Annotated in this window: 15 protein-coding genes and 2 pseudogenes; 7 read left to right on the forward strand and 10 right to left on the reverse strand. The window is 54.2% G+C overall.

All coding sequences use genetic code 11. The annotated features are described in order from the left end of the window. Positions 1-125 precede the first annotated feature (125 nt). From ACTBDZ_RS05965 to lrp, 6 genes and pseudogenes are all read right to left on the reverse strand, one after another. Positions 126-922: pseudogene (locus ACTBDZ_RS05965) on the reverse strand (MFS transporter); the annotation flags it as partial. 166 nt (positions 923-1,088) lie between these two features. Then, positions 1,089-2,384 (reverse strand): serine--tRNA ligase, encoded by a 1,296-nt coding sequence (gene serS / locus ACTBDZ_RS05970; protein WP_438814627.1) that lies wholly within the window; start codon positions 2,382-2,384, stop codon positions 1,089-1,091. 97 nt (positions 2,385-2,481) lie between these two features. After that, the gene (locus tag ACTBDZ_RS05975) at positions 2,482-3,825 is read right to left on the reverse strand and encodes a replication-associated recombination protein A (RefSeq protein ID WP_438814628.1); all 1,344 of its coding nucleotides are present in this window, start codon (positions 3,823-3,825) and stop codon (positions 2,482-2,484) included. Between the two features lie 7 nt (positions 3,826-3,832). Next, entirely contained in the window at positions 3,833-4,444 is a 612-nt protein-coding gene (gene lolA, locus ACTBDZ_RS05980; RefSeq protein ID WP_438814629.1) for an outer membrane lipoprotein chaperone LolA, read from the reverse strand. A gap of 157 nt (positions 4,445-4,601) precedes the next feature. Next, entirely contained in the window at positions 4,602-8,033 is a 3,432-nt protein-coding gene (locus ACTBDZ_RS05985) for a DNA translocase FtsK 4TM domain-containing protein (protein ID WP_438814630.1), read from the reverse strand. A 117-nt stretch (positions 8,034-8,150) separates the two neighbouring features. After that, positions 8,151-8,645, reverse strand: coding sequence for a leucine-responsive transcriptional regulator Lrp (lrp, locus tag ACTBDZ_RS05990; protein ID WP_438814631.1), 495 nt, complete (start codon positions 8,643-8,645; stop codon positions 8,151-8,153). A gap of 548 nt (positions 8,646-9,193) precedes the next feature. Here lrp and trxB point away from each other — a divergent pair. The 5 genes from trxB to infA all read left to right on the forward strand — a co-directional run bounded on the left by trxB (position 9,194) and on the right by infA (position 14,975). Further along, complete coding sequence (gene trxB / locus ACTBDZ_RS05995; RefSeq protein WP_438814632.1) at positions 9,194-10,153, forward strand: thioredoxin-disulfide reductase; 960 nt, start codon at positions 9,194-9,196, stop codon at positions 10,151-10,153. Between the two features lie 236 nt (positions 10,154-10,389). Beyond that, complete coding sequence (gene cydD, locus ACTBDZ_RS06000) at positions 10,390-12,153, forward strand: heme ABC transporter permease/ATP-binding protein CydD (protein ID WP_438814633.1); 1,764 nt, start codon at positions 10,390-10,392, stop codon at positions 12,151-12,153. Between the two features lie 19 nt (positions 12,154-12,172). Continuing rightward, positions 12,173-13,915, forward strand: a complete 1,743-nt coding sequence (cydC, locus tag ACTBDZ_RS06005) for a heme ABC transporter ATP-binding protein/permease CydC (protein WP_438814639.1) — start codon at positions 12,173-12,175, stop codon at positions 13,913-13,915. Continuing rightward, on the forward strand, positions 13,915-14,628 hold the full coding sequence (aat, locus tag ACTBDZ_RS06010; protein WP_438814634.1) for a leucyl/phenylalanyl-tRNA--protein transferase: 714 nt from the start codon (positions 13,915-13,917) through the stop codon (positions 14,626-14,628). The genes cydC and aat overlap by 1 nt, the downstream gene beginning before the upstream one ends. 128 nt (positions 14,629-14,756) lie before the next feature. Next, on the forward strand, positions 14,757-14,975 hold the full coding sequence (gene infA, locus ACTBDZ_RS06015) for a translation initiation factor IF-1 (protein ID WP_002211347.1): 219 nt from the start codon (positions 14,757-14,759) through the stop codon (positions 14,973-14,975). Between the two features lie 180 nt (positions 14,976-15,155). Here the strand turns inward: infA and clpA are convergent, their stop codons facing one another. Beyond that, on the reverse strand, positions 15,156-17,432 hold the full coding sequence (gene clpA, locus ACTBDZ_RS06020; RefSeq protein WP_438814635.1) for an ATP-dependent Clp protease ATP-binding subunit ClpA: 2,277 nt from the start codon (positions 17,430-17,432) through the stop codon (positions 15,156-15,158). Positions 17,433-17,462: 30 nt separating this feature from the next. Next, a complete protein-coding gene (clpS, locus tag ACTBDZ_RS06025; RefSeq protein WP_196906873.1) occupies positions 17,463-17,780 on the reverse strand; it encodes an ATP-dependent Clp protease adapter ClpS in 318 nt (105 codons plus the stop codon). 432 nt (positions 17,781-18,212) lie between these two features. Between clpS and cspD the strand changes: the two genes are divergently transcribed. Beyond that, complete coding sequence (gene cspD, locus ACTBDZ_RS06030; RefSeq protein ID WP_438814636.1) at positions 18,213-18,434, forward strand: cold shock-like protein CspD; 222 nt, start codon at positions 18,213-18,215, stop codon at positions 18,432-18,434. Between the two features lie 94 nt (positions 18,435-18,528). On the opposite strand, the gene ACTBDZ_RS06035 is transcribed toward cspD, so the two are convergent. Both ACTBDZ_RS06035 and ACTBDZ_RS06040 read right to left on the reverse strand, forming a co-directional pair. After that, positions 18,529-20,190: an ATP-dependent endonuclease gene (locus ACTBDZ_RS06035; RefSeq protein WP_438814637.1), complete on the reverse strand. Its 1,662-nt coding sequence runs from the start codon at positions 20,188-20,190 to the stop codon at positions 18,529-18,531. Between the two features lie 118 nt (positions 20,191-20,308). Continuing rightward, positions 20,309-21,193: a hypothetical protein gene (locus ACTBDZ_RS06040; protein WP_438814638.1), complete on the reverse strand. Its 885-nt coding sequence runs from the start codon at positions 21,191-21,193 to the stop codon at positions 20,309-20,311. Between the two features lie 274 nt (positions 21,194-21,467). On the opposite strand from ACTBDZ_RS06040, the pseudogene hcp reads away from it, so the two are divergent. Beyond that, positions 21,468-23,070 (forward strand): annotated as a pseudogene (hcp, locus tag ACTBDZ_RS06045) (hydroxylamine reductase); the annotation flags it as partial.

The following is a 23,070-nucleotide window of genomic DNA, read 5'->3' on the forward strand; positions in this document are numbered from 1 at the left end:
ACGGTTGGTAACAAGGGCTCAATGATTGCCCATGCTTCATCAGAAAGATCGTAGCGAGCCATAATCCAAAGTGTCGTAGAAACAGATGGATACTATAGCTCAAGCAATTAAGGGACACAGCCTAGCACGCGCAGCACCAGTAAGCGCCCATAGCGATCTGCCATGCGCCCCACCGGCCACTGACCGACAATACCGGCACCAATCAACAGCGCCATCCAATAACCCACGTCGGCATCGCTGGTGCCACTGTGGGAGAGATAAAGCGGCATCAACCCATACAGCGACCCAAGGATCACGCCGGAAATCACACAGCCATTGATGCCCAGACGCGCACTGCGTTTACGCAGCATTTTCCCCACATGGACCGGATGCTCCGACTGCGCCAGACGGGTGCACAGCAACGGTAACACGGCAAGCACAATCAGCATTACCATCCAGAGCATAACACTCGCTACAGCGGTTGGCAGCAGGCCGACATAGATCTGACCAACGACGCTTCCCAGATAATAGGCAACCATATAGGCTGCTAGCAGTTGACCACGGTGCGTGGATGAGCCGCTGCACAACAGCGCACTTTCCACGACAACCCATATCAACGCACAGCCAACACCTGCAACAAAACGCCATACCAGCCAACTGGTTACTTCCGTGGAAAACATTAGCCCCAGCGTTGCCAAAGCAAACAGCAAAGCGGCAAGGTAATAGCTGCGATTAAATCCTTGACGGAGAATCAAGCGTCCGGCCAACAGCGTCCCAACAAGTTACCTGTAAAATAGGATGACCCCACGACGCCCACCTGCCACACGGAAGCATGCTGATAGTTAAGCCATAACGGAACCAGCGTATTCAGTACAGCGATACAAACCGTAAGCAGCATAAGGCCGCAGAGCAATAACAGCACTGGGCGAGAAAAAGCAGACATAGTGGGCGTGGGTAACCAATACAACAAGGAAGTGTGTGCGCATCATGCCACTGCGCGTTTAAAAGTCAACGAGGGCAAACTCAGGCCGCACGTTTTGTGATACTGGGGCGCCATAATGCAAAAAAGCGCCCCGAAAGGCGCTTTTAATAGCGGAACAGCGGCGTGTTTAGCCGATAAACTCCAACCCGCCCATATAAGGACGCAGGACATCAGGAATGGCAATACGTCCGTCCGCCTGCTGGTAGTTTTCCAGCACGGCAACCAGTGTACGCCCAACCGCCAGACCAGAACCGTTCAGCGTATGCACCAGACGCGTTTTCTTGTCGCTCTTGTTGCGGCAGCGCGCTTGCATGCGTCGAGCCTGGAAATCCCCCATGTTGGAGCAAGAAGAGATTTCACGGTAAGTGTTCTGCGCCGGCAGCCACACTTCCAGATCGTAGGTTTTGGTTGAACCAAAGCCCATGTCACCAGTGCACAGTAACACCTTGCGATAAGGCAGTTGCAGCAGTTGCAGCACGGTTTCCGCATGCGTCGTCAGCGTTTCCAGCGCATCCATGGAGTCTTCCGGGCGCACAATCTGCACCAACTCCACTTTGTCAAACTGGTGCATACGGATCAGACCACGAGTATCACGACCATAGGAACCCGCTTCAGAGCGGAAACACGGGGTGTGCGCCGTCATTTTGATCGGCAGCGTTTCTTCGTCCAGAATCTCGTCGCGCACCAGATTGGTCAGCGGCACTTCAGCCGTCGGGATCAGGGCATAATTGCTGCTTTCCGCTTCTTCATCCAACGGCTTGGTGTGAAACAGGTCTTCACCAAACTTCGGCAACTGCCCGGTGCCGTATAGCGTAGCGTGGTTAACCAGGTAAGGCACGTAGGCTTCCTGATAACCGTGCTGTTCGGTATGCAGATCCAGCATAAATTGTGACAGCGCACGATGCAGGCGAGCAATTTGTCCTTTCATGACAACGAAACGCGCACCGGTCAATTTAACACCGGCAGCAAAATCGACGCCTTTCGCCAGTTCGCCTAAATCAACGTGATCGCGCACCGGGAAATCAAACTGACGTGGTTCACCCCAGCGGCTGATTTCCTGGTTATCGTGCTCATCTTTGCCCAACGGCACAGCGTCGTCCGGCATATTCGGAATGGTTAACGCCAGTTCACGAATGGCATTTTGCAAGGCATCCAGTTCGGCCTTGGCCGCATCCAACTTTTCACCCAGGGTATTCACTTCGCGGCGCAACGGTTCGATATCTTCACCACGAGATTTAGCCGCACCGATCTCTTTCGATCGGGAGTTACGCTCTGCTTGCAGACTTTCCGTTTCTACTTGTAGCACTTTGCGGCGTTCTTCTTGTTGACGCAGCGTGTCTACATCCAGTTTAAAACCTCTGCGAGCCAGTAGCTTTTCGGCAACTGCGTCTAGCTCATTACGCAGTAAATTGGGATCGAGCATGCTAATCCTGTTTTAATGTTTTTTGGTGAAATTTTACGTTGCGCGACACCCGTCGAGCGGTAGAAAACAACCTTATAACCTTACCGCAACGCCTAGTTCAGCGGTAGCGTTTTGTCGGGCTATTTTGATCCTGTGTAGTCAGCCAGGCCAGCTTTTCACCAATTTTTGCTTCCAGACCGCGTGACGTTGGCTGATAGTAGCGCGTTTGCGCCATAGCTTGCGGGAAATAGTCTTCACCCGCCGCATAGGCATTGGGTTCATCATGGGCGTAGCGGTATTCCGCACCCAGCCCCATCTCTTTCATCAGTTTGGTGGGCGCATTGCGCAAATGCTCCGGCACGTCGTAATCCGGTTTCTCTCTGGCATCCTGCATCGCCGCTTTAAACGCGGTGTAGACCGCATTACTCTTGGGTGCGCAGGCCAGATACACAATCGCCTGAGCAATAGCGCGTTCCCCTTCTGCCGGCCCCACGCGGGTGAAACAATCCCAGGCGGCGATCGCCACCTGCATTCCCCGCGGATCGGCATTGCCCACATCTTCGGAGGCTATCGCCAACAGACGCCGTGCAACATACAGCGGATCGCCACCGACGGTAATAATGCGTGCATACCAGTACAATGCGGCATCAGGTGCGGAACCTCGCACCGATTTATGCAATGCAGAAATGAGGTCATAGTAGCGGTCGCCTTTGTTATCAAAGCGCGCGCTACGTTCGCCCGACACTTCGTGCAGCAGTTCGGGGGTTAGCACCCGGTTGCCCTGCACATCGACCTCGGCCATATCCGCCATCATTTCCAGACTGTTCAACGCGCGGCGCGCATCGCCATTCACCAGTTCCGCCAGCAATCGCTGCGTCTCAGGCGGCAATACGATGTTCTGCCCGCCAAACCCTCGTGCGGTATCGGTCATCGCCTGCTGTAACACCTGTTCGATGTCTTCTGCGGTGAGAGCCTTCAGTAAATAGACGCGCGCACGCGACAACAGCGCCGAATTAAGCTCAAACGAAGGGTTTTCGGTGGTTGCGCCTATGAAAGTGATGGTTCCGTCTTCAATGTGCGGCAGAAAAGCATCCTGCTGACTCTTGTTGAAGCGATGCACTTCATCCACGAACAGGATGGTGCGTCGCCCGGCATCGCGATTTTGCCGCGCACGCTCTATCGCTTCACGAATCTCTTTGATGCCTGAGGTCACGGCAGAGATCCGCTCCACGTCAGCTTGTCCGTAGCGACCAATCAGTTCTGCCAGCGTGGTTTTTCCGGTGCCGGGCGGCCCCCATAGAATCATGGAGTGTAACTGCCCCGCCTCTATCGCTCGCGGCAAGGGCTTACCCGCGCCTAGCAGATGCTGTTGACCGATATATTGCGCCAACGTAGCGGGTCGCATACGCGCGGCAAGCGGCTGAAAGCTATTGTCCGAAAAATCCAGCGACAAGTTACTCACGATGGCCTCACTGCCTTTGATCGTCCAGCGTCACGCCTTTCGGCGGCGTAAAGGTGAACTTGCTGCTATCCACAGCACCGTTTTGCTGGTTTTGCAGGGTATAGCTGCTGCGTTGCCCATCCTGCTCCGTCGCGACAAAGCTCTTGATGGTGCCGCTGGCATTGACGTTGATGGCAAACTGTTTCAGGTTGCCCTTGGCTGCTTTCGGCGTTAACTCAAAGTCATCCCCTTGCTGACGCACGTTATACTGGCCCCATTCGCTGGCATCGTTACGTGTGATGAGCATAAAGGGCGTATTGCCCGTGGCTTCTTTCAGCCAGGTCGCTGTCACCTGTTCAACGAACGGGTTATAGAACCACAGCGTCTTGCCATCAGAGATCAGCACGCTTTCATCCGGCGCGGTGGTCTTCCAGTTGAACAGATTTGGCCGCTTCAGCCAGAGCTCCCCCTGACCTTCCTGCACCGCCGTCCCTTCAGCGCCAGTGACTTTCTGGGTGAACGTCGCGTGGAAGCTGTTCACTTTGTTCAGTCGGCTCTGTAAATCGCTCGCCGCATCGGCATAAACCGCGCTGGACGTCATCCCGGCGATCAGCACGCCTGCCACTAAGCCTGTTCTCATTATTTACATCCTTTGCTGTCGATTCAAAAGACCGCCATCGCGGTCTGACTATCGTACTTTGCACATGTCGTACTGCACGACCTACTGCTCGCCGTGCTACCTATAACTATTGCCTGAGAATCACGCGATGCGGTAGACGAATTGTCTGTAAATGGCATCAGTCCATGGGCGGCGGTGCCAACACGTCTCGGTTGCCATTATGCCCCGGCGCGCTAACGATGCCTTGCATTTCCATCTGTTCCACAATACGCGCGGCACGATTGTAGCCGATGCGGAATTGACGTTGCACGCCAGAAATGGAGGCTCGCCGTTTTTCTACAACAAAGGCCACGGCCTGATCGAACAGCGGATCCAAATCTTCATCACCGCCAAATTCCAGATTACCGCCTTCGCCGTCATCGCTGGCACTGGTGATATTGTCGATATACTGCGGACGCCCGCGCGCTTTCCAGTCCAGTACCACGGCATGAACTTCCTGGTCGCGAACGAACGCTCCATGCACACGCACCGGAATGGAGGAGTTTGGTGCCATATACAACATATCCCCCATCCCCAGCAGCGATTCAGCACCGCCCTGATCGAGGATGGTACGTGAATCAATTTTGCTCGACACGGTAAAAGCGATACGCGTTGGAATATTGGCCTTGATGAGGCCGGTGATAACATCCACGGAAGGCCGCTGCGTCGCCAGCACCAGGTGGATACCGGCCGCGCGCGCTTTCTGCGCCAGGCGAGCGATCAGCTCTTCCACCTTTTTGCCAACCGCCATCATCAGATCGGCAAATTCATCCACCATCACCAAGATAAAGGGTAATTTCTCCAGCACGGGCGGTGTGGTATCCATGCTGTCGCCGGGTTTCCAGAACGGGTCAGGGATCGGACGCCCCATCGCTTCCGCCGCTTTCACCCGCTCGTTATAGCCCTCCAGATTGCGCACGCCCAATGCGGACATCAGCTTATAGCGACGGTCCATTTCACCGACGCACCAGCGCAGCGCATTCGCCGCATCTTTCATGTCGGTGACCACTTCGGTCAGCAAATGCGGGATCCCTTCGTAGACCGACAGTTCCAGCATTTTGGGGTCGATCATGATAAAACGCACATCTTGCGGAGTCGCCTTATACAGCATGCTGATGATAATGGTGTTCACGCCGACAGATTTACCCGACCCTGTCGTCCCTGCCACCAGCAAGTGCGGCATACGCGCCAGATCGGCGACCACCGGTTGACCAGCAATATCTTTGCCCAGCACCACCGCCAGCGGTGACGGGTTATCACGGAATGCCTTGCAATCGAGCACTTCGCGCAGATAAACGGTGTGGCGGAGTTTATTCGGCAGTTCCAGACCGACATAAGGTTTACCGGGGATAACTTCCACCACGCGCACCGCTACGACAGACAGCGAGCGCGCCAGGTCACGCGACAGGTTGGAAATACGCGCGGCCTTCACGCCGGGAGCCAAGTCCAGCTCAAAACGGGTGATCACCGGCCCTGCATCGTAACCTACCACGCTGGCGGTAACACGATAATCCGCCAGACGCGCTTCAATCAGACGCGCGGTCTGCTCAAGCTCGAAATGGTCAACCGGCGCTTCACTTTCCGGCGGTGCTGTGAGCAGTTCCAGCGTCGGCAATGGTGTGGTTGGCTTTTGCAGAGGCTGATCGTTACGCACCAAGAACGGATGAATAAGACTATCCATCAATGAGGGCGCGGCATCGCTTTCAGGCTCATCATCATCGGCGAAATCCTCTCTATGTTGAGGCTCCACCACCGGATGTGCGCGCGTTGCCAGGCTATCATCGTCGTCAGTTGCCGCACGCCATGTGGGCGATGGGGGGGCAGAATCCTGCTCCGATTCAACCACATCGGCTGGCGACAAGGTAAACAGCGGCGCTTTAGGCGACTCATCCACCAAATCGTTGAACGGCGAGAAAGAAAAGACAGGCTCATCCGCATCGGCATCCGCAGCGACACCGGCGATAAATGCCGCCGTCACACTGGCTGAGGCCAGCTCTTTTGTGCCTACGGGCTCGACGGCTGGCGTTGCGCTCGGGCTTTCTGGCTGCGCACTGACGTCATAACGCGCCTGTTGCTGCTGAGCAAACGCCTGCGCCAATTGCGCCTTCAACAGCGCCTCTTCATCCTGCTCGCGTTCGGCATAGTCCTCGCCGTAGCGCTGCTCTTGTTGCTCCAGATAAGCCTGACGCAGGGCAGCCTCTTGTGCGGCCTCGTCAACGTCAGCATCTTCGGGTGCAATCGTTTCAGGCTGGGACTGTGCCAAACGTTGCGCTTCTCGCTCTTGCTCTTCTGCCTGACGCTGTGACGGCAATTTGATGCCATAAGACGCCAGTTCACGCCGGGTAGGAATACGCACCGGATTCGGACGCGGCAATTCCGGGCCCATGCCTTGTTTCACCTGAGGATTATCCTCCCCAGCGGCCGTAAAGGCAGGCATAAATGGCACGGCATCGCTAGACACAGGCGTGGTCCCGGCCACTGCGGGTGCACCCAGTTCATGAAGAGAACCCAACGGCGGCGTGCGATCGCTCCCGGGCACCGCCGCAGGCGAAAAGGCGGGTAACGCATTATTTTCCTGCACAGCAGCTTGTGGCAACTCAAACGCGTAAACCGGCGGCAGTGAATCCTGTCCGTGGGTATCGTGACTGCCAGCGGTTGCTGGCGTAGCCGGGGTGAATGCCCTGGGCGAAACCGTTGGGTCTGGCGCAGTATCAACCGGAACCGATTCCTGCACCGGTGCAAGATGATCTGTTTCCTCAGCGCCACTTACCGTACTGCTTTGCTCTGTTTCATCAGCGGCGCGCTCACGGGCAGCTGGTGCCAGCAATATGTCATCCGCATCCACGTCTTCGGCTATTGCCTCAGTTGACGCGGTTAACGTATCGGGTTGTTCGCCCTCGCGATCCGCATTGTCGTGCAAATCGTCATCCTCATCGCGGTAGTTATCTTCTGCACGAGAACGGTTGGAGAAGAACGTCAGAAAGCCTAATACCGCGCCGCCGATTTTTTCCGCAATCGTCAACCATGACCAACCGGTAAACAGCGTCAACCCCGCTGCCCAGACGCAGAGCAGAATCAGCGTGGCACCCATGCTGTTGAAACGCGGGACCATTGAACTGCTCAGCAAACTGCCCAGCACGCCGCCAGAGGCAAAATAGTAGAGATCGTCCACATTGAGCGCGGCCAGACCGCAGGACGTGAGGATCAGCGCCAACGTACCAATCAGGCGCAAAGAGAGAGTAAACAGATCGACATCGCTCTGATTATCGCGCTGGCGAAAGGCCACCCAGCACAGCGACAGCATGATCGGTGGAATGGCATAAGCCAGCACGCCAAAGATGAAAAACAGCGTATCGGCCAGCCAAGCGCCGACACCACCGCCCAGATTATGAATGGGCTCATGCCAGGCAGTTTGTGACCAGCTCGGGTCGGACGGACTGAAGCTAAACAGCGCTACGCTCAAATAAACGGCGAATAGCGCAACAACGATTAAAATCGCTTCCAATAAACGACGGCTGCCGCTGAGTTTCTTCAGCGCCACGTCTTTGTCTTCGGTATATTCCTGGCTCAAGCGTCTCTCCAGGGGTCCTGTTCATGTTCATGACAAAACGCCGAGGCGAACTCGGCGCTGTGACTGTATATATTCACAGGAGTGTAGCTGAAATTAGCGGGCTTTGCACCCCTGCGTTTAGCGCGTTCTGATCACCAGACGATTGCTCTGTTTTACTTCTTCTATCACCACGTAGGTACGGGTATCGTTCACACCCGGCAAACGTAGCAAGGTTTCACCCAGCAGCTTACGGTATGCGGACATATCCGGCACGCGTGTTTTCAGCAAATAGTCGAAATCCCCGGAGGCCAGATGACACTCCTGAATTTCTTCCAATTTTTGCACAGCAGTGTTGAACTGCTCAAAAACATCAGGCGCACCGCGGTTCAGCGTGATCTCAACAAACACCAGCAGTGAAGCATCGAGGTAATGCGGGTTCAGCAATGCGATATAGCCATTGATAAAGCCCTGACGCTCCAGGCGGCGCACGCGTTCCAGACACGGTGTAGGAGAAAGCCCTACGCGTTTGGAAAGTTCAACGTTAGAGATTCGGCCGTCTTTTTGTAATTCATTCAGGATATTGCGATCGATGCGATCAAGATCTTTTCCCGGTCGTTTTTTCGTGTCTACCATTCTTATTGTCTCTCTTCACTACATCCTTGCCCTTGCTACACTCCGACCCACATCAATGTATCAGAGCAGCCCTAAAAGAAGACGCGCTGTCTATTTTGTATATCAAGGGTCGCTTTACGTCACTCTCCTTTCACCGCCGCGGCGCACCGCAATGTCATCCCTGCGTGCATAACACCCTGTCTGTCCTGTTATAAACGCACCATCAGCGGGTCGCACGGTAAAAGCTACAACATAAAGAAAAACCGAGCTTTCAACCATTCACATACAAATAGTTTCCTCTTCCTTAGATGTTTTCGCAAAACGGTAGCCGATTGTCAAAGCAAAACAATGAAAATCAGAAGAAACTGCCAAATAAAACCCTACTGCGCGCTCGGTAAGACCATTTTCAATCATTTCACTAATAAATGAAGCTGTCTTATCAGTGAATTGTATGGGTTATCGATACAACCGATTAAACAAATAGGTAACAATTTTGCTGCCTACTTTTTTTAGCCCGGTAATTTCCTTACAATCTGCATTAAGTAGACCGTTGCAAAAAAGAGGAACACATGGGTACCGTCAAGCACCACAAGCTATTGATTTTAGGTTCTGGCCCAGCGGGCTATACCGCTGCGGTGTACGCCGCGCGCGCTAACCTGCATCCGGTGTTGATCACCGGCATGGAAAAAGGCGGGCAGTTGACAACCACGACGGAAGTGGAAAACTGGCCAGGCGACGCGGAAGGACTTACCGGGCCGTTGCTGATGGACCGCATACACGCTCATGCTGAAAAGTTCAACACCGAGATCATTTTCGATCACATCCAGCGCGTTGATTTGCAACAACGCCCGTTTCGTCTGTTTGGCGACAGCGAAGAATATACCTGTGATGCCCTGATCGTGGCGACCGGCGCCTCCGCACGCTACATCGGTCTGCCTTCCGAAGAAGCCTTTAAAGGCAAGGGCGTGTCTGCCTGCGCCACGTGTGACGGATTCTTTTATCGTAACCAACGTGTCGCCGTAGTCGGTGGCGGCAATACCGCGGTGGAAGAAGCACTTTACCTGTCTAACATTGCGCAGCAAGTTCACTTAATCCACCGTCGTGACAGCTTTCGCGCAGAGAAAATCCTGATCGACCGTCTGATGGACAAAGTACAAAACGGCAATATTGTGTTGCACACCGAGCGTACGCTGGACGAAGTGCTGGGCGATGACATGGGCGTGACCGGCGTTCGTATTCGTAACACCCGCACGGATGAAAGTGAAGAACTGGCGCTGGCTGGCGTATTTATCGCCATCGGCCACAGCCCAAACACCGCCATTTTTGACGGTCAACTGGCGCTGGAAAACGGCTATATCAAGGTGCAATCCGGTATCCACGGCAACGCTACACAGACCAGCATCCCTGGTGTGTTTGCCGCAGGCGACGTGATGGATCATATCTACCGTCAGGCCATTACCTCGGCGGGCACTGGTTGCATGGCCGCGCTGGATGCAGAGCGCTATCTGGATGGCCTCGCTACCCGATAATATTCTGCCCTTTTCCCCTTATTCAGATCGTACAACCTGAATAAGGGGATTCTTTTGGCTCCCTTTTGGGAAAATTGATCTCTCCCCGCATTTTCTCCCTCCTTTTGGTTTGCACCTGCACTTTAGCGCGGTAACATGAGGCCACGCTGAATACCTGCCCGCTTTTTGTTATATAACAGTTACATAAAGGTTAGCTTTTTGGGTATTCTCCTCTCTATAGCGCAGCCCGGTACTCTATGAAACAGACTCGACAGCAACAACTTGCACGCTGGCTAAAACAACAGAGCAAACTGGCACAACGCTGGCTCCGCCTCTCTTTATTACTGGGAGTGGTAAGCGGTCTTCTGATCGTGGCACAGGCGTGGGTATTGGCAACATTGTTGCACGCCTTGATTATTGAGCACGTGCCCCGTCAGACACTCGTCAGCGAGTTCATGCTGCTTATTGGCTTGTTTGCCGCACGCTCGCTCACGCACTTACTGCGCGAGCAGGTGGGCTTTCGCTGTGGCGAGGCAGTACGGCAACAAATTCGCCATCAGGTACTGGAAAAATTACAGCGCCTAGGGCCCGCCTGGGTGCAGGGAAAACCAGCCGGCAGTTGGGCGACGCTTATTTTAGAACAAGTCGAAGATATGCAGGATTACTATGCGCGCTATCTGCCACAAATGTATCTTGCGGCCTTGATTCCTCTGCTGATTCTGGCCGCCGTGTTTCCCATCAACTGGGCGGCGGCACTCATCTTGCTGGTTACCGCCCCGCTGATCCCGTTGTTTATGGCGCTGGTCGGCATGGGGGCCGCAGATGCCAACCGCCGCAATTTTCTGGCACTGGCACGACTGAGCGGCCATTTTCTCGATCGGTTGCGCGGCATGGAAACGTTGCGACTGTTTCATCGCGGGGCGGCCGAGGTGGATGAGATTCGTCGGGCATCGGAGGATTTTCGCAGTCGCACCATGGAAGTGTTGCGCATGGCATTTCTTTCCTCCGGCGTACTGGAGTTTTTTGCGTCTATTTCCATCGCGGTCGTCGCGGTGTATTTTGGCTTTTCTTACCTTGGCGAGCTGGATTTCGGCCATTATGGCACCGGCGTCACCCTGTTTGCCGGCTTTCTGGTCTTGATTCTCGCCCCCGAGTTTTTTCAGCCGTTGCGCGATCTGGGCACGTTTTATCATGCGAAAGCGCAGGCCGTCGGCGCCGTGGAATCGCTGGTGAGCTTTCTTACCGCTGAAGCGGAAGAGGTCGGCCTCGGCACACAACCTTTTGACGCGGAGACGATTACCATCCAGGCTGACCAACTGGTGGTGCTATCGCCCACTGGCGCTGCGCTAACCGAGCCTCTGACCTTTACGCTCGAACCGGGACAGCGGGTGGCGCTGGTCGGCGTGAGTGGTGCCGGGAAAAGTTCGTTGCTTAACGTACTGCTCGGTTTTTTGCCCTATCGTGGTTCATTATGTATCAACGGGCAGGAACTGCATGCGCTGGATGCGACTGCATGGCGTAAACACATCAGTTGGTTAGGGCAAAATCCGCATTTACCAGAAGAAACGCTGCGCAGCAATATTCTGTTGGGGAACCCACAGGCCAGCGAGGACACGTTGCAACACGCGGTGGAACGCGCTTACGTGCACGAGTTTTTGCCCCTGTTGCCGCAGGGTCTTGATACCGTCGTGGGTGATGGCGCAGCGCGACTCTCTGTCGGACAGGCACAACGCGTTGCCGTTGCGCGGGCATTGTTAAAGCACTCACAGTTGCTCCTTCTGGATGAACCAACGGCCAGCCTGGATTCCCACAGTGAACAGCGCGTGATGCACGCCTTGGAAAACGCCGCACGCCAGCAAACCACTCTGCTGGTGACGCATCGCCTTGATGACACTCGCCATTACGATAGCGTATGGGTGATGGAAAAAGGACAACTGGTGCAGCAGGGTGACTATGACACGCTACGTCAACAGTCAGGCCCGTTTGCCGATCTTCTGGCACAGCGTCAGGGAGCTTACTAATATGTCGCAGAACACGCCGTTGCAGGTACTGAAACCCTTTCTCCTGCTGTATCGTCATCACATTTGGCGGCTGAGCGTTGGTGTAGTGCTCGCCATTGTCACATTATTGGCAAGTATTGGGCTGCTGACGCTTTCCGGCTGGTTTCTGGCAGGGGCGTCACTGGCAGGCCTTGCCGGATTGATGACCTTCAATTACATGCTGCCTGCGGCGGGCGTGCGCGGTGCGGCGATCCTGCGTACCGCCGGGCGTTATGCCGAGCGTCTGGTGAGCCATGACGCGACCTTCCGCGTGCTGCAACACCTGCGCGTGTTTACCTTTTCGCGCACGCTCCCGCTTTCACCGGGAGGGCTCGCCCGATTTCGTCAGGCCGATCTGCTCAACCGGCTGGTTGCCGATGTTGATACGCTCGATCACCTTTACTTGCGCGTGATATCGCCGTTGGTCAGCGCGCTGGTGGTGATCCTGGTGGTGACTTACGGGCTGAGTTGGCTGGACGTCTCACTGGCATTGACCCTCGGCACCATTATGTTGTTGCTGTTAGCCTTGCTCCCGCCGGTGTTCTATCGTGCGGGCAAACCGATTGGCACCCACCTCACGCTGCTGCGCTCACGTTATCGCACCCAGTTAACCACCTGGCTACAAGGGCAAGCCGAATTGACCCTGTTTGGCGCGCAGACAGCCTTTCGCCGCCAGCTCACCGACATGGAACAGGCCTGGCTGACACAGCAACAGCGTCAGGCGCGCCTGACGGGCATGTCGCAGGCACTGATGCTGCTCTGCACCGGTGTTACCGTTACCGCCATTCTCTGGCTGGCAGCGACGGGGATTGGCGGTGATACGCAACCGGGGGCGTTGATTGCCCTGTTTGTATTCGCCGCACTGGCTGCGTTTGAAGCGTTAGGTCCGGTTACCGGCGCGTTTCAACACATGGGTCAGGTGATCGCATCAGCCACGCGCGTTGACCAGATTCTGCGTCAGCAACCTGCGGTGGTTTTCACGACGACAGCCCCCTCCACAACCTTAACCACAACGGCAACGCTGTCACTACAGCAGGTAAGTTTCACTTATCCCGGCCGACCGCTGCCGGTATTGCAGGACATTACGCTGGATATCGCACCGGGCGAACACATTGCGCTGCTGGGACGTACCGGGTGTGGCAAGTCAACACTAATGCAATTACTGACCCGCGCCTGGGACTGCGATGCAGGGGGCATTACTCTGAACGGTCTACCGCTCGCACAGTGGAGTGAACCAGCACTGCGTGACATGATGAGCGTGGTGCCTCAGCGGATACATATTTTTAGCGCGACGCTGCGCGACAACCTGCTACTGGCCGCACCGCAGGCCAGCGATGCCCAACTGAGCCAACAGTTGGAACAGGTAGGATTAAGTAATTTACTGGAAACGCCAGAGGGCCTTAATGCCTGGATCGGTGAAGGCGGACGCCAACTCTCAGGCGGGGAACAGCGCCGCCTTGGACTGGCGCGCGCCTTACTCCACCCGGCCCCACTGGTGCTGTTGGATGAACCGACCGAAGGGTTGGATGCCTATACCGAGCAGAAAATTCTGCATCTGTTACGGGAAAACACCCGCGGCAAAACGGTTATCATCATTACCCATCGCCTGCACGATCTGGCGTCTCTGGATCGTATTTGCATATTGGATAATGGTCGCCTGGTTGAGCAGGGGTGCCACACCGATCTGCTGGCGGCACGTGGCCGCTATTGGCAGTTCCATCAACACGCCATCCGGCAGGCGTGATGCAGCTATTTCAACTTTCAGCCAATACCACGCTTTTTCCTCCGGTGGAGAAGGCGTTGAGTGATCCCAACGGCTTATTGGCCTTTGGCGGAGACCTTTCGCCAGACCGATTGCTGGCGGCATATCGAAGCGGCATTTTTCCCTGGTACTCTCCCTGCGATCCCATTCTGTGGTGGTCTCCCGATCCACGCGCCATATTGCATCCTGAAGCGCTCCATATCAGCCGTAGCCTGCACAAGTTCATACGCAAGCAGCCTTTTCACGTCACGCTTAACTATGCGTTCAGCGCCGTGATACACGCCTGCGCACACGCGCGTCAGGAAGGTACCTGGATCAGTCCAGAGATGATTGCCGCTTACTGCACGCTGCATGAGCTGGGGCATGCACATTCCATCGAAGTCTGGCACCAGGATGAATTGGTGGGTGGGCTGTACGGCATTGCGCAAGGAAAGTTGTTTTGCGGCGAGTCGATGTTCAGCAGCCGCGATAACGCGTCTAAATGCGCGCTGGTTGCCCTTGTCACGCATTTTGTGCGCTGTGGCGGGCAGTTGCTCGATTGCCAGGTGCTAAACGCTCACACGGCGTCTCTCGGTGCCACCGAAGTCTCACGCGAGAGGTATCTGACGGCACTACGCGCATTGCAGGACGCCCCTCTCGCGGCGTCCAGTTGGCAGCCACAAGAACTGTCACTGGTGCCTATTGGAGAAAGATAAGCGTGCTCATACGCCCTTCTTATCCGAAAGTGGCTGCTGAGATCATCAACGCTCCTTTACATAATGCCGGTTTTTCGGCATTATCGTGCCCGTTAAAAAAGTTAAGGTAGTTAACCCTAGAGGATTCGATGGCCAAAGAAGACAATATTGAAATGCAAGGCACCGTGCTTGATACACTGCCTAACACCATGTTCCGCGTTGAGTTGGAAAACGGACACGTGGTTACCGCTCATATCTCCGGTAAAATGCGTAAAAACTATATCCGCATCCTGACGGGTGACAAAGTCACTGTAGAGCTGACCCCGTACGACCTGAGTAAAGGCCGCATTGTCTTCCGTAGCCGTTAATCGGTTCACCTGTCGCTAGCGCAGCGACACCTGAGGATGTACCCGCCTTATATGCCCTTCCCTATTCAGGTAAGGGCTTTTGCTTTTTGGTACAGATTGCGCGTGGCGGTACTCACCACAACCAAGACAAAAAAAGCAGTGCTTTCGCACTGCTTTTTCTTTTACTGCTCAATGACACACTCAGTGTACAGTCCCTTCCGCTTTCAGCTTTTGCGCACTGCGGAAGCTGTAAGTTAGTGCTTTCGTCGCGCTATCCAGTTCCACCTTCACGGAGCCGCCATTCACCAACGAGCCAAACAGCAGTTCGTTTGCCAACGGCTTTTTGAGGTTTTCCTGTATCACACGCACCATTGGCCGCGCCCCCATCGCCTTGTCATAGCCTTTATCCGCCAGCCAGTTACGCGCATCTTCGCTGACTTCCAACGACACGCCCTTGGCGTCCAACTGCGCTTGCAGTTCCACGACGAACTTATCCACCACCTGCTGAATAATCTGCGTTGACAGATGGTTAAACCAGATGATGCCGTCGAGACGGTTGCGGAATTCCGGCGTGAAGATCTTTTTAATCTCTTCCATCGCATCGCTGCTGTTGTCCTGTTGAATCAGGCCAATCGATTTGCGCTGGGTTTCTTGCACGCCCGCATTGGTGGTCATGACGACAATCACGTTGCGGAAATCCGCCTTGCGACCGTTATTGTCGGTCAGCGTACCGTTATCCATCACCTGCAACAGCAGGTTAAAGACATCCGGATGCGCTTTTTCAATTTCATCGAGCAGCAACACCGAATGCGGATGCTTGATCACCGCGTCAGTCAGCAATCCACCCTGATCGAAACCAACGTAGCCCGGAGGCGCACCGATCAGGCTGCTTACCGTGTGGCGCTCCATGTATTCCGACATATCAAAGCGCAGAAGCTCAATGTCCATCGCTTTCGCCAGTTGCACGGTGACTTCGGTTTTCCCAACCCCGGTCGGCCCGGCAAACAGGAAAGAGCCGACAGGCTTGCGCTCACTGCCCAAACCGGCGCGGCTCATCTTGATGGCCTCACTCAGCGCTTCGATGGCCTTATCCTGACCGAACACCAGCATCTTCAAGCGGTCGCTCAGGTTTTTCAGCACATCGCGATCGCTAGCTGAAACGGTCTTCTCGGGGATGCGGGCGATGCGCGCCACCACCGATTCAATATCTGAAACGTTCACCGTTTTTTTGCGTTTGCTGGCTGGCAGCAAACGACTGCGCGCGCCAGCTTCATCGATCACATCGATAGCTTTATCCGGCAGGTGGCGATCGTTGATGTATTTGACCGACAGTTCAACAGCGGCGCGCACGGCTTTGGCCGTGTAACGCACGTCATGGTGAGCTTCATATTTCGGCTTGAGCCCATTAATGATTTGTACGGTCTCTTCGACGCTTGGCTCAGTAATATCGATTTTTTGGAAACGACGCGCCAAAGCACGGTCTTTTTCAAAGATAGTGCTGAATTCCTGGTACGTGGTAGAACCGATAACCCGAATCTTGCCGCTGGAGAGCAGCGGTTTAATCAAATTAGCCGCATCTACCTGTCCACCCGAAGCCGCGCCCGCACCGATGATGGTGTGGATTTCATCAATAAACAGGATACTGCTTTGATCCTGTTCCAACTGTTTGAGCAGCGCTTTGAAACGTTTTTCAAAATCGCCACGATACTTGGTACCCGCCAGCAGCGAACCGATATCAAGAGAATAGAGCGTGCAACCGGCCATCACTTCTGGCACATCGCCTTGAACGATGCGCCAGGCCAGACCTTCCGCAATGGCCGTTTTCCCTACGCCAGATTCGCCAACCAGCAGCGGATTGTTTTTACGCCGACGGCACAGCACCTGAATGGTGCGCTCCAGCTCTTTCTCACGCCCAATCAGGGGATCGATACCGCCAACGCGAGCCAATTGATTGAGGTTAGTGGTGAAGTTTTCCATGCGATCCTCCCCACCTACCGGCTCTTCGTTGACAGGATTTTCCGAGCTTGGTGCCTGACCAGGCTCTTCTTTGCGCGTGCCGTGGGAAATGAAGTTCACCACATCAAGCCGACTCACATCATGCTTACGCAGCAGGTAAGCCGCCTGCGATTCCTGCTCGCTGAAGATAGCCACCAGCACGTTGGCACCAGAGACTTCACTGCGGCCAGAAGACTGAACGTGGAACACGGCACGTTGCAATACGCGCTGAAAACTCAGCGTCGGTTGCGTTTCACGTTCTTCATTATTTTGCGGTAACGTCGGGGTGGTCTGTTCGATGAACGTTTCCAGCTCCTGGCGCAGAGCAGCCAAATCCACCGAGCATGCTTCCAACGCTTCGCGCGCTGCCGGGTTGCTGAGCAACGCCAGTAGCAAATGCTCCACGGTCATAAACTCGTGGCGGCGCTCACGCGTTCTGGCGAAAGCCATGTTGAGACTGAGTTCCAGTTCTTGATTAAGCATAGGCGCCTCCCCACAATAAATTACCTGATATCATGCCCTTTCCAGCGTACAGAGCAACGGGTGCTCATTTTCCCTTGCATAGCGATTCACTTGCACCGTCTTGGTTTCAGCCACATCGGCACTGAAAACACCACAGACAGCCTTCCCTTCATAGTGAACCGTCAGCATAAGTTGCGTTGCGCGTTCAATATCATAAGAAAAGAACTTTTGCAGAACGTCAATAACAAATTCCATCGGGGTGTAATCATCATTGTTTAAAATCACGTTATACATCGATGGCGGTTGCAGTTTTTGCTGCTGTTTTTCCAGCAGAACGCTGTCAGAATGCGTCCAGGGACGGCTCTCCATACGTATCTCCGACGTTGCATCAACGTGGGTAGCCTGCCCCCACCTATTTTCAATCCCCACACTGCGGTTACTCATTATTCATCCATCTTCATTAATGCGACACCAGGCTGAGTGTCCCACATCAGCCATTTACTCTTTATTTTATCACCTGCACGCGCGCTGTGTTGCCAAGAAGCAAGAAATCGTCCGGTGATGTCATCGGTAACAGCACACGTATTAAAGCAACAACCCTGCATGAAAATCACCAATTGCGTTACCTACATCAAACTTTGACAAACTGCTCTGTGCTGCCCCGGTGGGATGGCTTGACGCTCTTTTCGATTTCACTAGAGTGTACAGGTGAATTGACGGGGTTTTAATCAATTCGCATTCATATCGACCAAATAACCTAACCTCTCGTTTCGATAACACTCTTGCGAAGGACGTAAATGCATGGAGACAGGTACTGTTAAATGGTTCAATAATGCCAAAGGCTTTGGATTTATCTGTCCCGAGGGTGGAGGCGAGGATATCTTTGCCCACTACTCGACGATTCAAATGGACGGTTATCGCACGCTGAAGGCAGGCCAGGCGGTCAGATTTGATGTTCATAAAGGTCCTAAAGGAAATTACGCCAGTTTGATCGTCCCGCTGGTCGCCGAGGCCGTAGCCTAGCGATGGTTTGAAACAGGTTCGCCATTATCCACAGAAGAAAATGCTGGTTTTACAACCGGCATTTTTATTTTGGATCCTCTGAGCGCGAATCGGCTCAATCGGCTCGGCCACGCGCCAACCAGAGCACGCATGAAAAAAGCGTGCGAATCAACACAGGAATGGCGTCATTACCGCGTTCAGCCGCAGCCATTGCCACCTCGATAGCCAGATCCGGTTTTGAGGCACGGTGAATCGCTTTCACAATCACTTTCGCGGCCGAGAGCGGCACATTTTCCGGCAGTTGTGCAACGCGGTGGAAAACGTCCTTATAGCCATTGCGATACATAAAATGTTCCATATCAGGGGCAGAAAGCATCGTGATGTGGTCACGATCGGTTTCCCCCTGTTGGGTAAGCAGGCTGCGCGCCGTAGCAGCATACTTTTTACCTGCGTCATCACCGTCCACCAACACATGCCACTCAATGCCCATGCGGTGCGCAAATTTCAGCAGCGGCCGCAGCCCTGATTGCGCGAATTCAATGACGCGAACCCCTTCTGCCTCAAAGTGATGCCCACATTGACGGCCGAGTTCGCTAAGCATCCACACTTCCTTTTCACCTTCCACCACGCAAACAGCGATGAGGGGCGATTGGCGATTAAAGCGGATATGGAAGGCAATACGGCGGCTATCTTCAGGACTCATCCCTTGCTTCCCAATGCGGTAAGTCGCCACCCGCGAGGATTCCCGCACCAGGCGGCATACCTGCTCCACCGGCACCAGCGACAGCAGATCGCCGGAATTGGTGGTTGTGACTTTTTGCAAGGGCAAGTGCATCAGCAACTCCCAGGCAACCGACAGCATGATCGGGTGTAATCGTGTTTCAGGATCTTCTACCAGCAACAGCGGACGCGACTCCGTATCCAGCGATACCGCGCCTTTCGCCTGCAACAGCGTAGAAAACAGTTCGAGCAGGATGATTCGACGGCTGCGGCTATTGGGATCGCTCAGCATTCGGTTGATATTATCCAGAGAGCGCCAGGATTTTCCGTTGTGTGCACGCGCATGGCGGGGATGGCGCGGCGTAAAGCCTTCATCTCCCTGCTCGGAAAAGTAATGCTCCAGCAGTTGCCGCATCGCCACAATCCCTTGACGCAGATCCTGATCGGTCAGTCGCTGCGGATTGCGAGTCAGTTCCTGCATCAGCTGATTGAGGTGCTGGGTCAGGTCGTCGCTGTTACTCTCCCGCACCGGCAACGGCACCACGTCAACTCGTTTGCGTCGGGTAAAACGCGCATCACGCAGCCGCAAAACCGGGTGCAAACGAATGAGTTCACGCGCCAGCGCGTCAATGTTTTCCAGCGCCAGCGGCTGCCCGTCCGCGTCAAGGAAACTGCGCCAGGTGCACACCGCGCCGCTGTCATCCACTTCACCCTCCAGACGGTAGAAAATGCGCTGTAATCTACCCTCGCCCCTAACCCAAACCGGTGCCAGCCCACGGTAACGCGGCCCAAGGTGATGCCCGACGCCGCTTTCACAAAAGGTGAAAATAACCTGCAAGTGGTGTTCCCGGCTCGCTTCATCGCCGGGCGTAAAATGGAAATCCTGCAAAGAGAAATGGTACAACGGCAACGCTGGCGACAGCAGCAGGGACAGGGCATCCAACAGACTCGACTTGCCCCAGGCATTTTCCCCGATCAAGACCGTATTGTGCTCCAGTACCAGTGACAAACGATTGATGCCGCGGAACCCAACAATCTCCACGCTTTCAAGGTACATGCACACCTCCTGATGTTCGGGCTGCACAACTGCACAGCGCTGTTTTCATTGTATACCCTAACCAGCGTGCTTTACCCCGACAGCTGTGTCATCCAGCAGATGCCTTTTCTGTGATCCCTTACGGGTTCGAACTTGCGTCACCAGAAGTGTTTATCTTCATTGCATTACAGTAGGCCAGCACGTCATTCCCTGAGCGGAGCAGCGTGACATAGGATCGAATGGTTTTATCAACCGCCTGCCTGTCAAGGTTGGCAGGCGGGTACGCGCGCCAGAATTGGTGTAATTTGACCATCATTGCGGTCAGATAAATGCGTTGCGGAATCGCAAGCTCATCATAGAGTTGATGCGCACAGGCATAAAAATCATTGAGCTGAGATAATTTGCAAATATTACTTGCCTGAAAAATCACTTCTGCTTGCGCATCAAACGTGCGCAGCTCAATGCTGATATTATATTGGTATCGGTAGCACAGCGCCGGGCTCGATGACGGTTTATGGCGCATGGCCATCGTCGTCAGCTTTTTACAAAATGCCTCCACGATCTCCATGATGCCATCATTTAACGTCAAATAATCTATCGGGTATTGGCACTGAACCAAGATGGCCCTGTCGCGCTTATAGTCTGGTCGCACGCGTATGTTGAGTAACGTTGTGATTTCACTCTCGGTCAATCTGCGACAACGGGCTTCAAGATGTTTAGCCTCTGCACAAGTTTTGTAGAATGCGCCTTGTGCACCATAGTGCGGTTTTTCCGCTAACGCGTTGTGCATACTATTTATCGATATCAGGGCATTGCAAATAGTCCGATTGGTAACTCTGAAATTGTCATAGTCATTGGTTGGAAGGTAGGTTGCAATTTTTTGGATCATTTCAACCGGTAAGCTGTCTATATTGGCGATTTGGCGGGTCAATGCCGGGAATGTCGATAAACACGGCGATGCTGACACAGCAAGATCTTTATACCGCTTGCAAACGCGGTTCCCCTCGGCGCTAACATCTAGCATAGGCAACAGAACTCCTGTACCACAATTATTCAGAGGCAGGTACTCTACGTGAAAGTTGTGACAGCCCCTTTCATAAAGTAGGCGCGACGCTCTGCGGGTATGGTCTCCCCTGCGCAAACAGACTGAATTGAGAAGTATTTTCATCCGCCAAGGTGAAAATTGCGCTACATCAAATTTACCTAAAGTTGCATGTAAAAAGCCTTTTTTACTGAAGGGGAAGTCACTATGCTTAAAAACAAGCATTATAAATGCAACTTTAAAAAAGGATAACGTTATATTTTGTGTGCAATGTGAGCAAACTATCCGTACCCCGGCTGGAAACGGTTGCGCCTATGCGCAAGGCATGTGCGGTAAAACCGCTGAAACCTCCGATTTGCAAGACCTGCTGGTCGCCGTATTGCAGGGGTTATCGGCCTGGGCACTAAAAGCCCGTTCGCTGGAGATCATCGACCATACGGTCGATAACTTCGTCCCTCGCGCCTTCTTCGCCACTCTGACCAACGTCAACTTCGATTCGCAGAGAATTATCGGTTACGCACAAGACGCAATCCAACTGCGTCACGGACTGAAAACACGCTGCCGCCTGCTTGAGGCAGATGCCAGCGTTGATCACCCGCTGTCTGAACTGCAACTGGCGGGCAACGATATTCCAACGCTGTTAGAGCAGGCGAGCCAATTTGCACTGGATCATGATAAAGCCACGATCGGTGCCGACCTGCACGGTTTGCGTATGCTGTGCCTGTACGGTCTGAAAGGGGCCGCCGCCTACATGGAGCATGCCCACGTGCTCGGCCAATACGATGACACTATCTATGCCGAGTTCCACGCCTTGATGGCCTGGCTCGGCACACAGCCAAGCGACATGGATACGCTGCTGAATAACGCCATGGCGATTGGCAAAATGAACTTTAACGTGATGGCGATCCTCGATAAAGGTGAAACCGACGCCTACGGCCATCCCCATCCGACCCAGGTCAACGTGCGCCCGGTGGCTGGCAAGGCCATTCTGATTTCCGGTCACGATTTGAAAGACCTGCGGATGCTGTTGGAACAGACCGAAGGCACTGGCGTCAACATTTACACCCACGGTGAAATGTTACCTGCGCACTGCTATCCCGAGTTGAAGAAATTCTCACATCTGGTGGGTAACTACGGCAGCGGCTGGCAGAACCAGCAGGTTGAATTTGCCAAGTTCCCAGGCCCTATCGTGATGACATCCAACTGTATCATCGACCCGAATGTCGGAAACTACGGCGATCGTATCTGGACGCGCAGCATTGTGGGTTGGCCGGGCGCAAACCATCTGTAAGGCTATGATTTCAGATATATTATTGCTCAGGCACAAGACCTGGCCGGTTTCCCGTACAGTGAAATCGAGCACAACATCACCGTCGGTTTCGGACGTGAGACTCTGCTCAGCGCGGCAGATACCGTGATCGACTTGGTGGCTAAAGGTAAGTTGCGTCATGTGTTCCTGGTGGGGGGATGTGACGGTAGCCGCAGTGAACGCAGCTACTTCACCGATTTCACCCGTAGTGTTCCTGATGATTGCCTGATCATGACGCTGGCATGCGGCAAATATCGCTTTAACAAGCTGGATTTTGGCACGCTGGAAGGGTTACCGCGTCTGCTCGATGTCGGTCAGTGTAACGATGCCTACTCAGCCATCATTCTGGCCGTGAAACTGGCAGAAAAACTGGGCTGCGGCGTGAACGACCTGCCATTGAGCCTGATACTCTCCTGGTTTGAGCAAAAAGCCATCGTCATTCTGCTCACGCTGCTGTCGCTGGGCGTCAAAAACATCAGAACCGGCCCTACCGCCCCCCGGCTTCCTGACGGTTAACATGGTGGCCGTGATGAACGAAAAATGCGGTATG

It is taken from the genome of Symbiopectobacterium sp. (assembly GCF_051710365.1).
Taxonomy (GTDB): Bacteria; Pseudomonadota; Gammaproteobacteria; order Enterobacterales; family Enterobacteriaceae; genus Symbiopectobacterium.

Coding starts and splice junctions, on each gene's coding strand:
- serS (WP_438814627.1), bottom strand. CDS start 2,384: ATGCTCGATCCCAATTTACTGCGTAATGAGCTAGACGCAGTTGCCGAA.
- lolA (WP_438814629.1), bottom strand. CDS start 4,444: ATGAGAACAGGCTTAGTGGCAGGCGTGCTGATCGCCGGGATGACGTCC.
- lrp (WP_438814631.1), bottom strand. CDS start 8,645: ATGGTAGACACGAAAAAACGACCGGGAAAAGATCTTGATCGCATCGAT.
- trxB (WP_438814632.1), top strand. CDS start 9,194: ATGGGTACCGTCAAGCACCACAAGCTATTGATTTTAGGTTCTGGCCCA.
- cydD (WP_438814633.1), top strand. CDS start 10,390: ATGAAACAGACTCGACAGCAACAACTTGCACGCTGGCTAAAACAACAG.
- aat (WP_438814634.1), top strand. CDS start 13,915: ATGCAGCTATTTCAACTTTCAGCCAATACCACGCTTTTTCCTCCGGTG.
- infA (WP_002211347.1), top strand. CDS start 14,757: ATGGCCAAAGAAGACAATATTGAAATGCAAGGCACCGTGCTTGATACA.
- clpA (WP_438814635.1), bottom strand. CDS start 17,432: ATGCTTAATCAAGAACTGGAACTCAGTCTCAACATGGCTTTCGCCAGA.
- clpS (WP_196906873.1), bottom strand. CDS start 17,780: ATGGAGAGCCGTCCCTGGACGCATTCTGACAGCGTTCTGCTGGAAAAA.
- cspD (WP_438814636.1), top strand. CDS start 18,213: ATGGAGACAGGTACTGTTAAATGGTTCAATAATGCCAAAGGCTTTGGA.
- ACTBDZ_RS06035 (WP_438814637.1), bottom strand. CDS start 20,190: ATGTACCTTGAAAGCGTGGAGATTGTTGGGTTCCGCGGCATCAATCGT.
- ACTBDZ_RS06040 (WP_438814638.1), bottom strand. CDS start 21,193: ATGCTAGATGTTAGCGCCGAGGGGAACCGCGTTTGCAAGCGGTATAAA.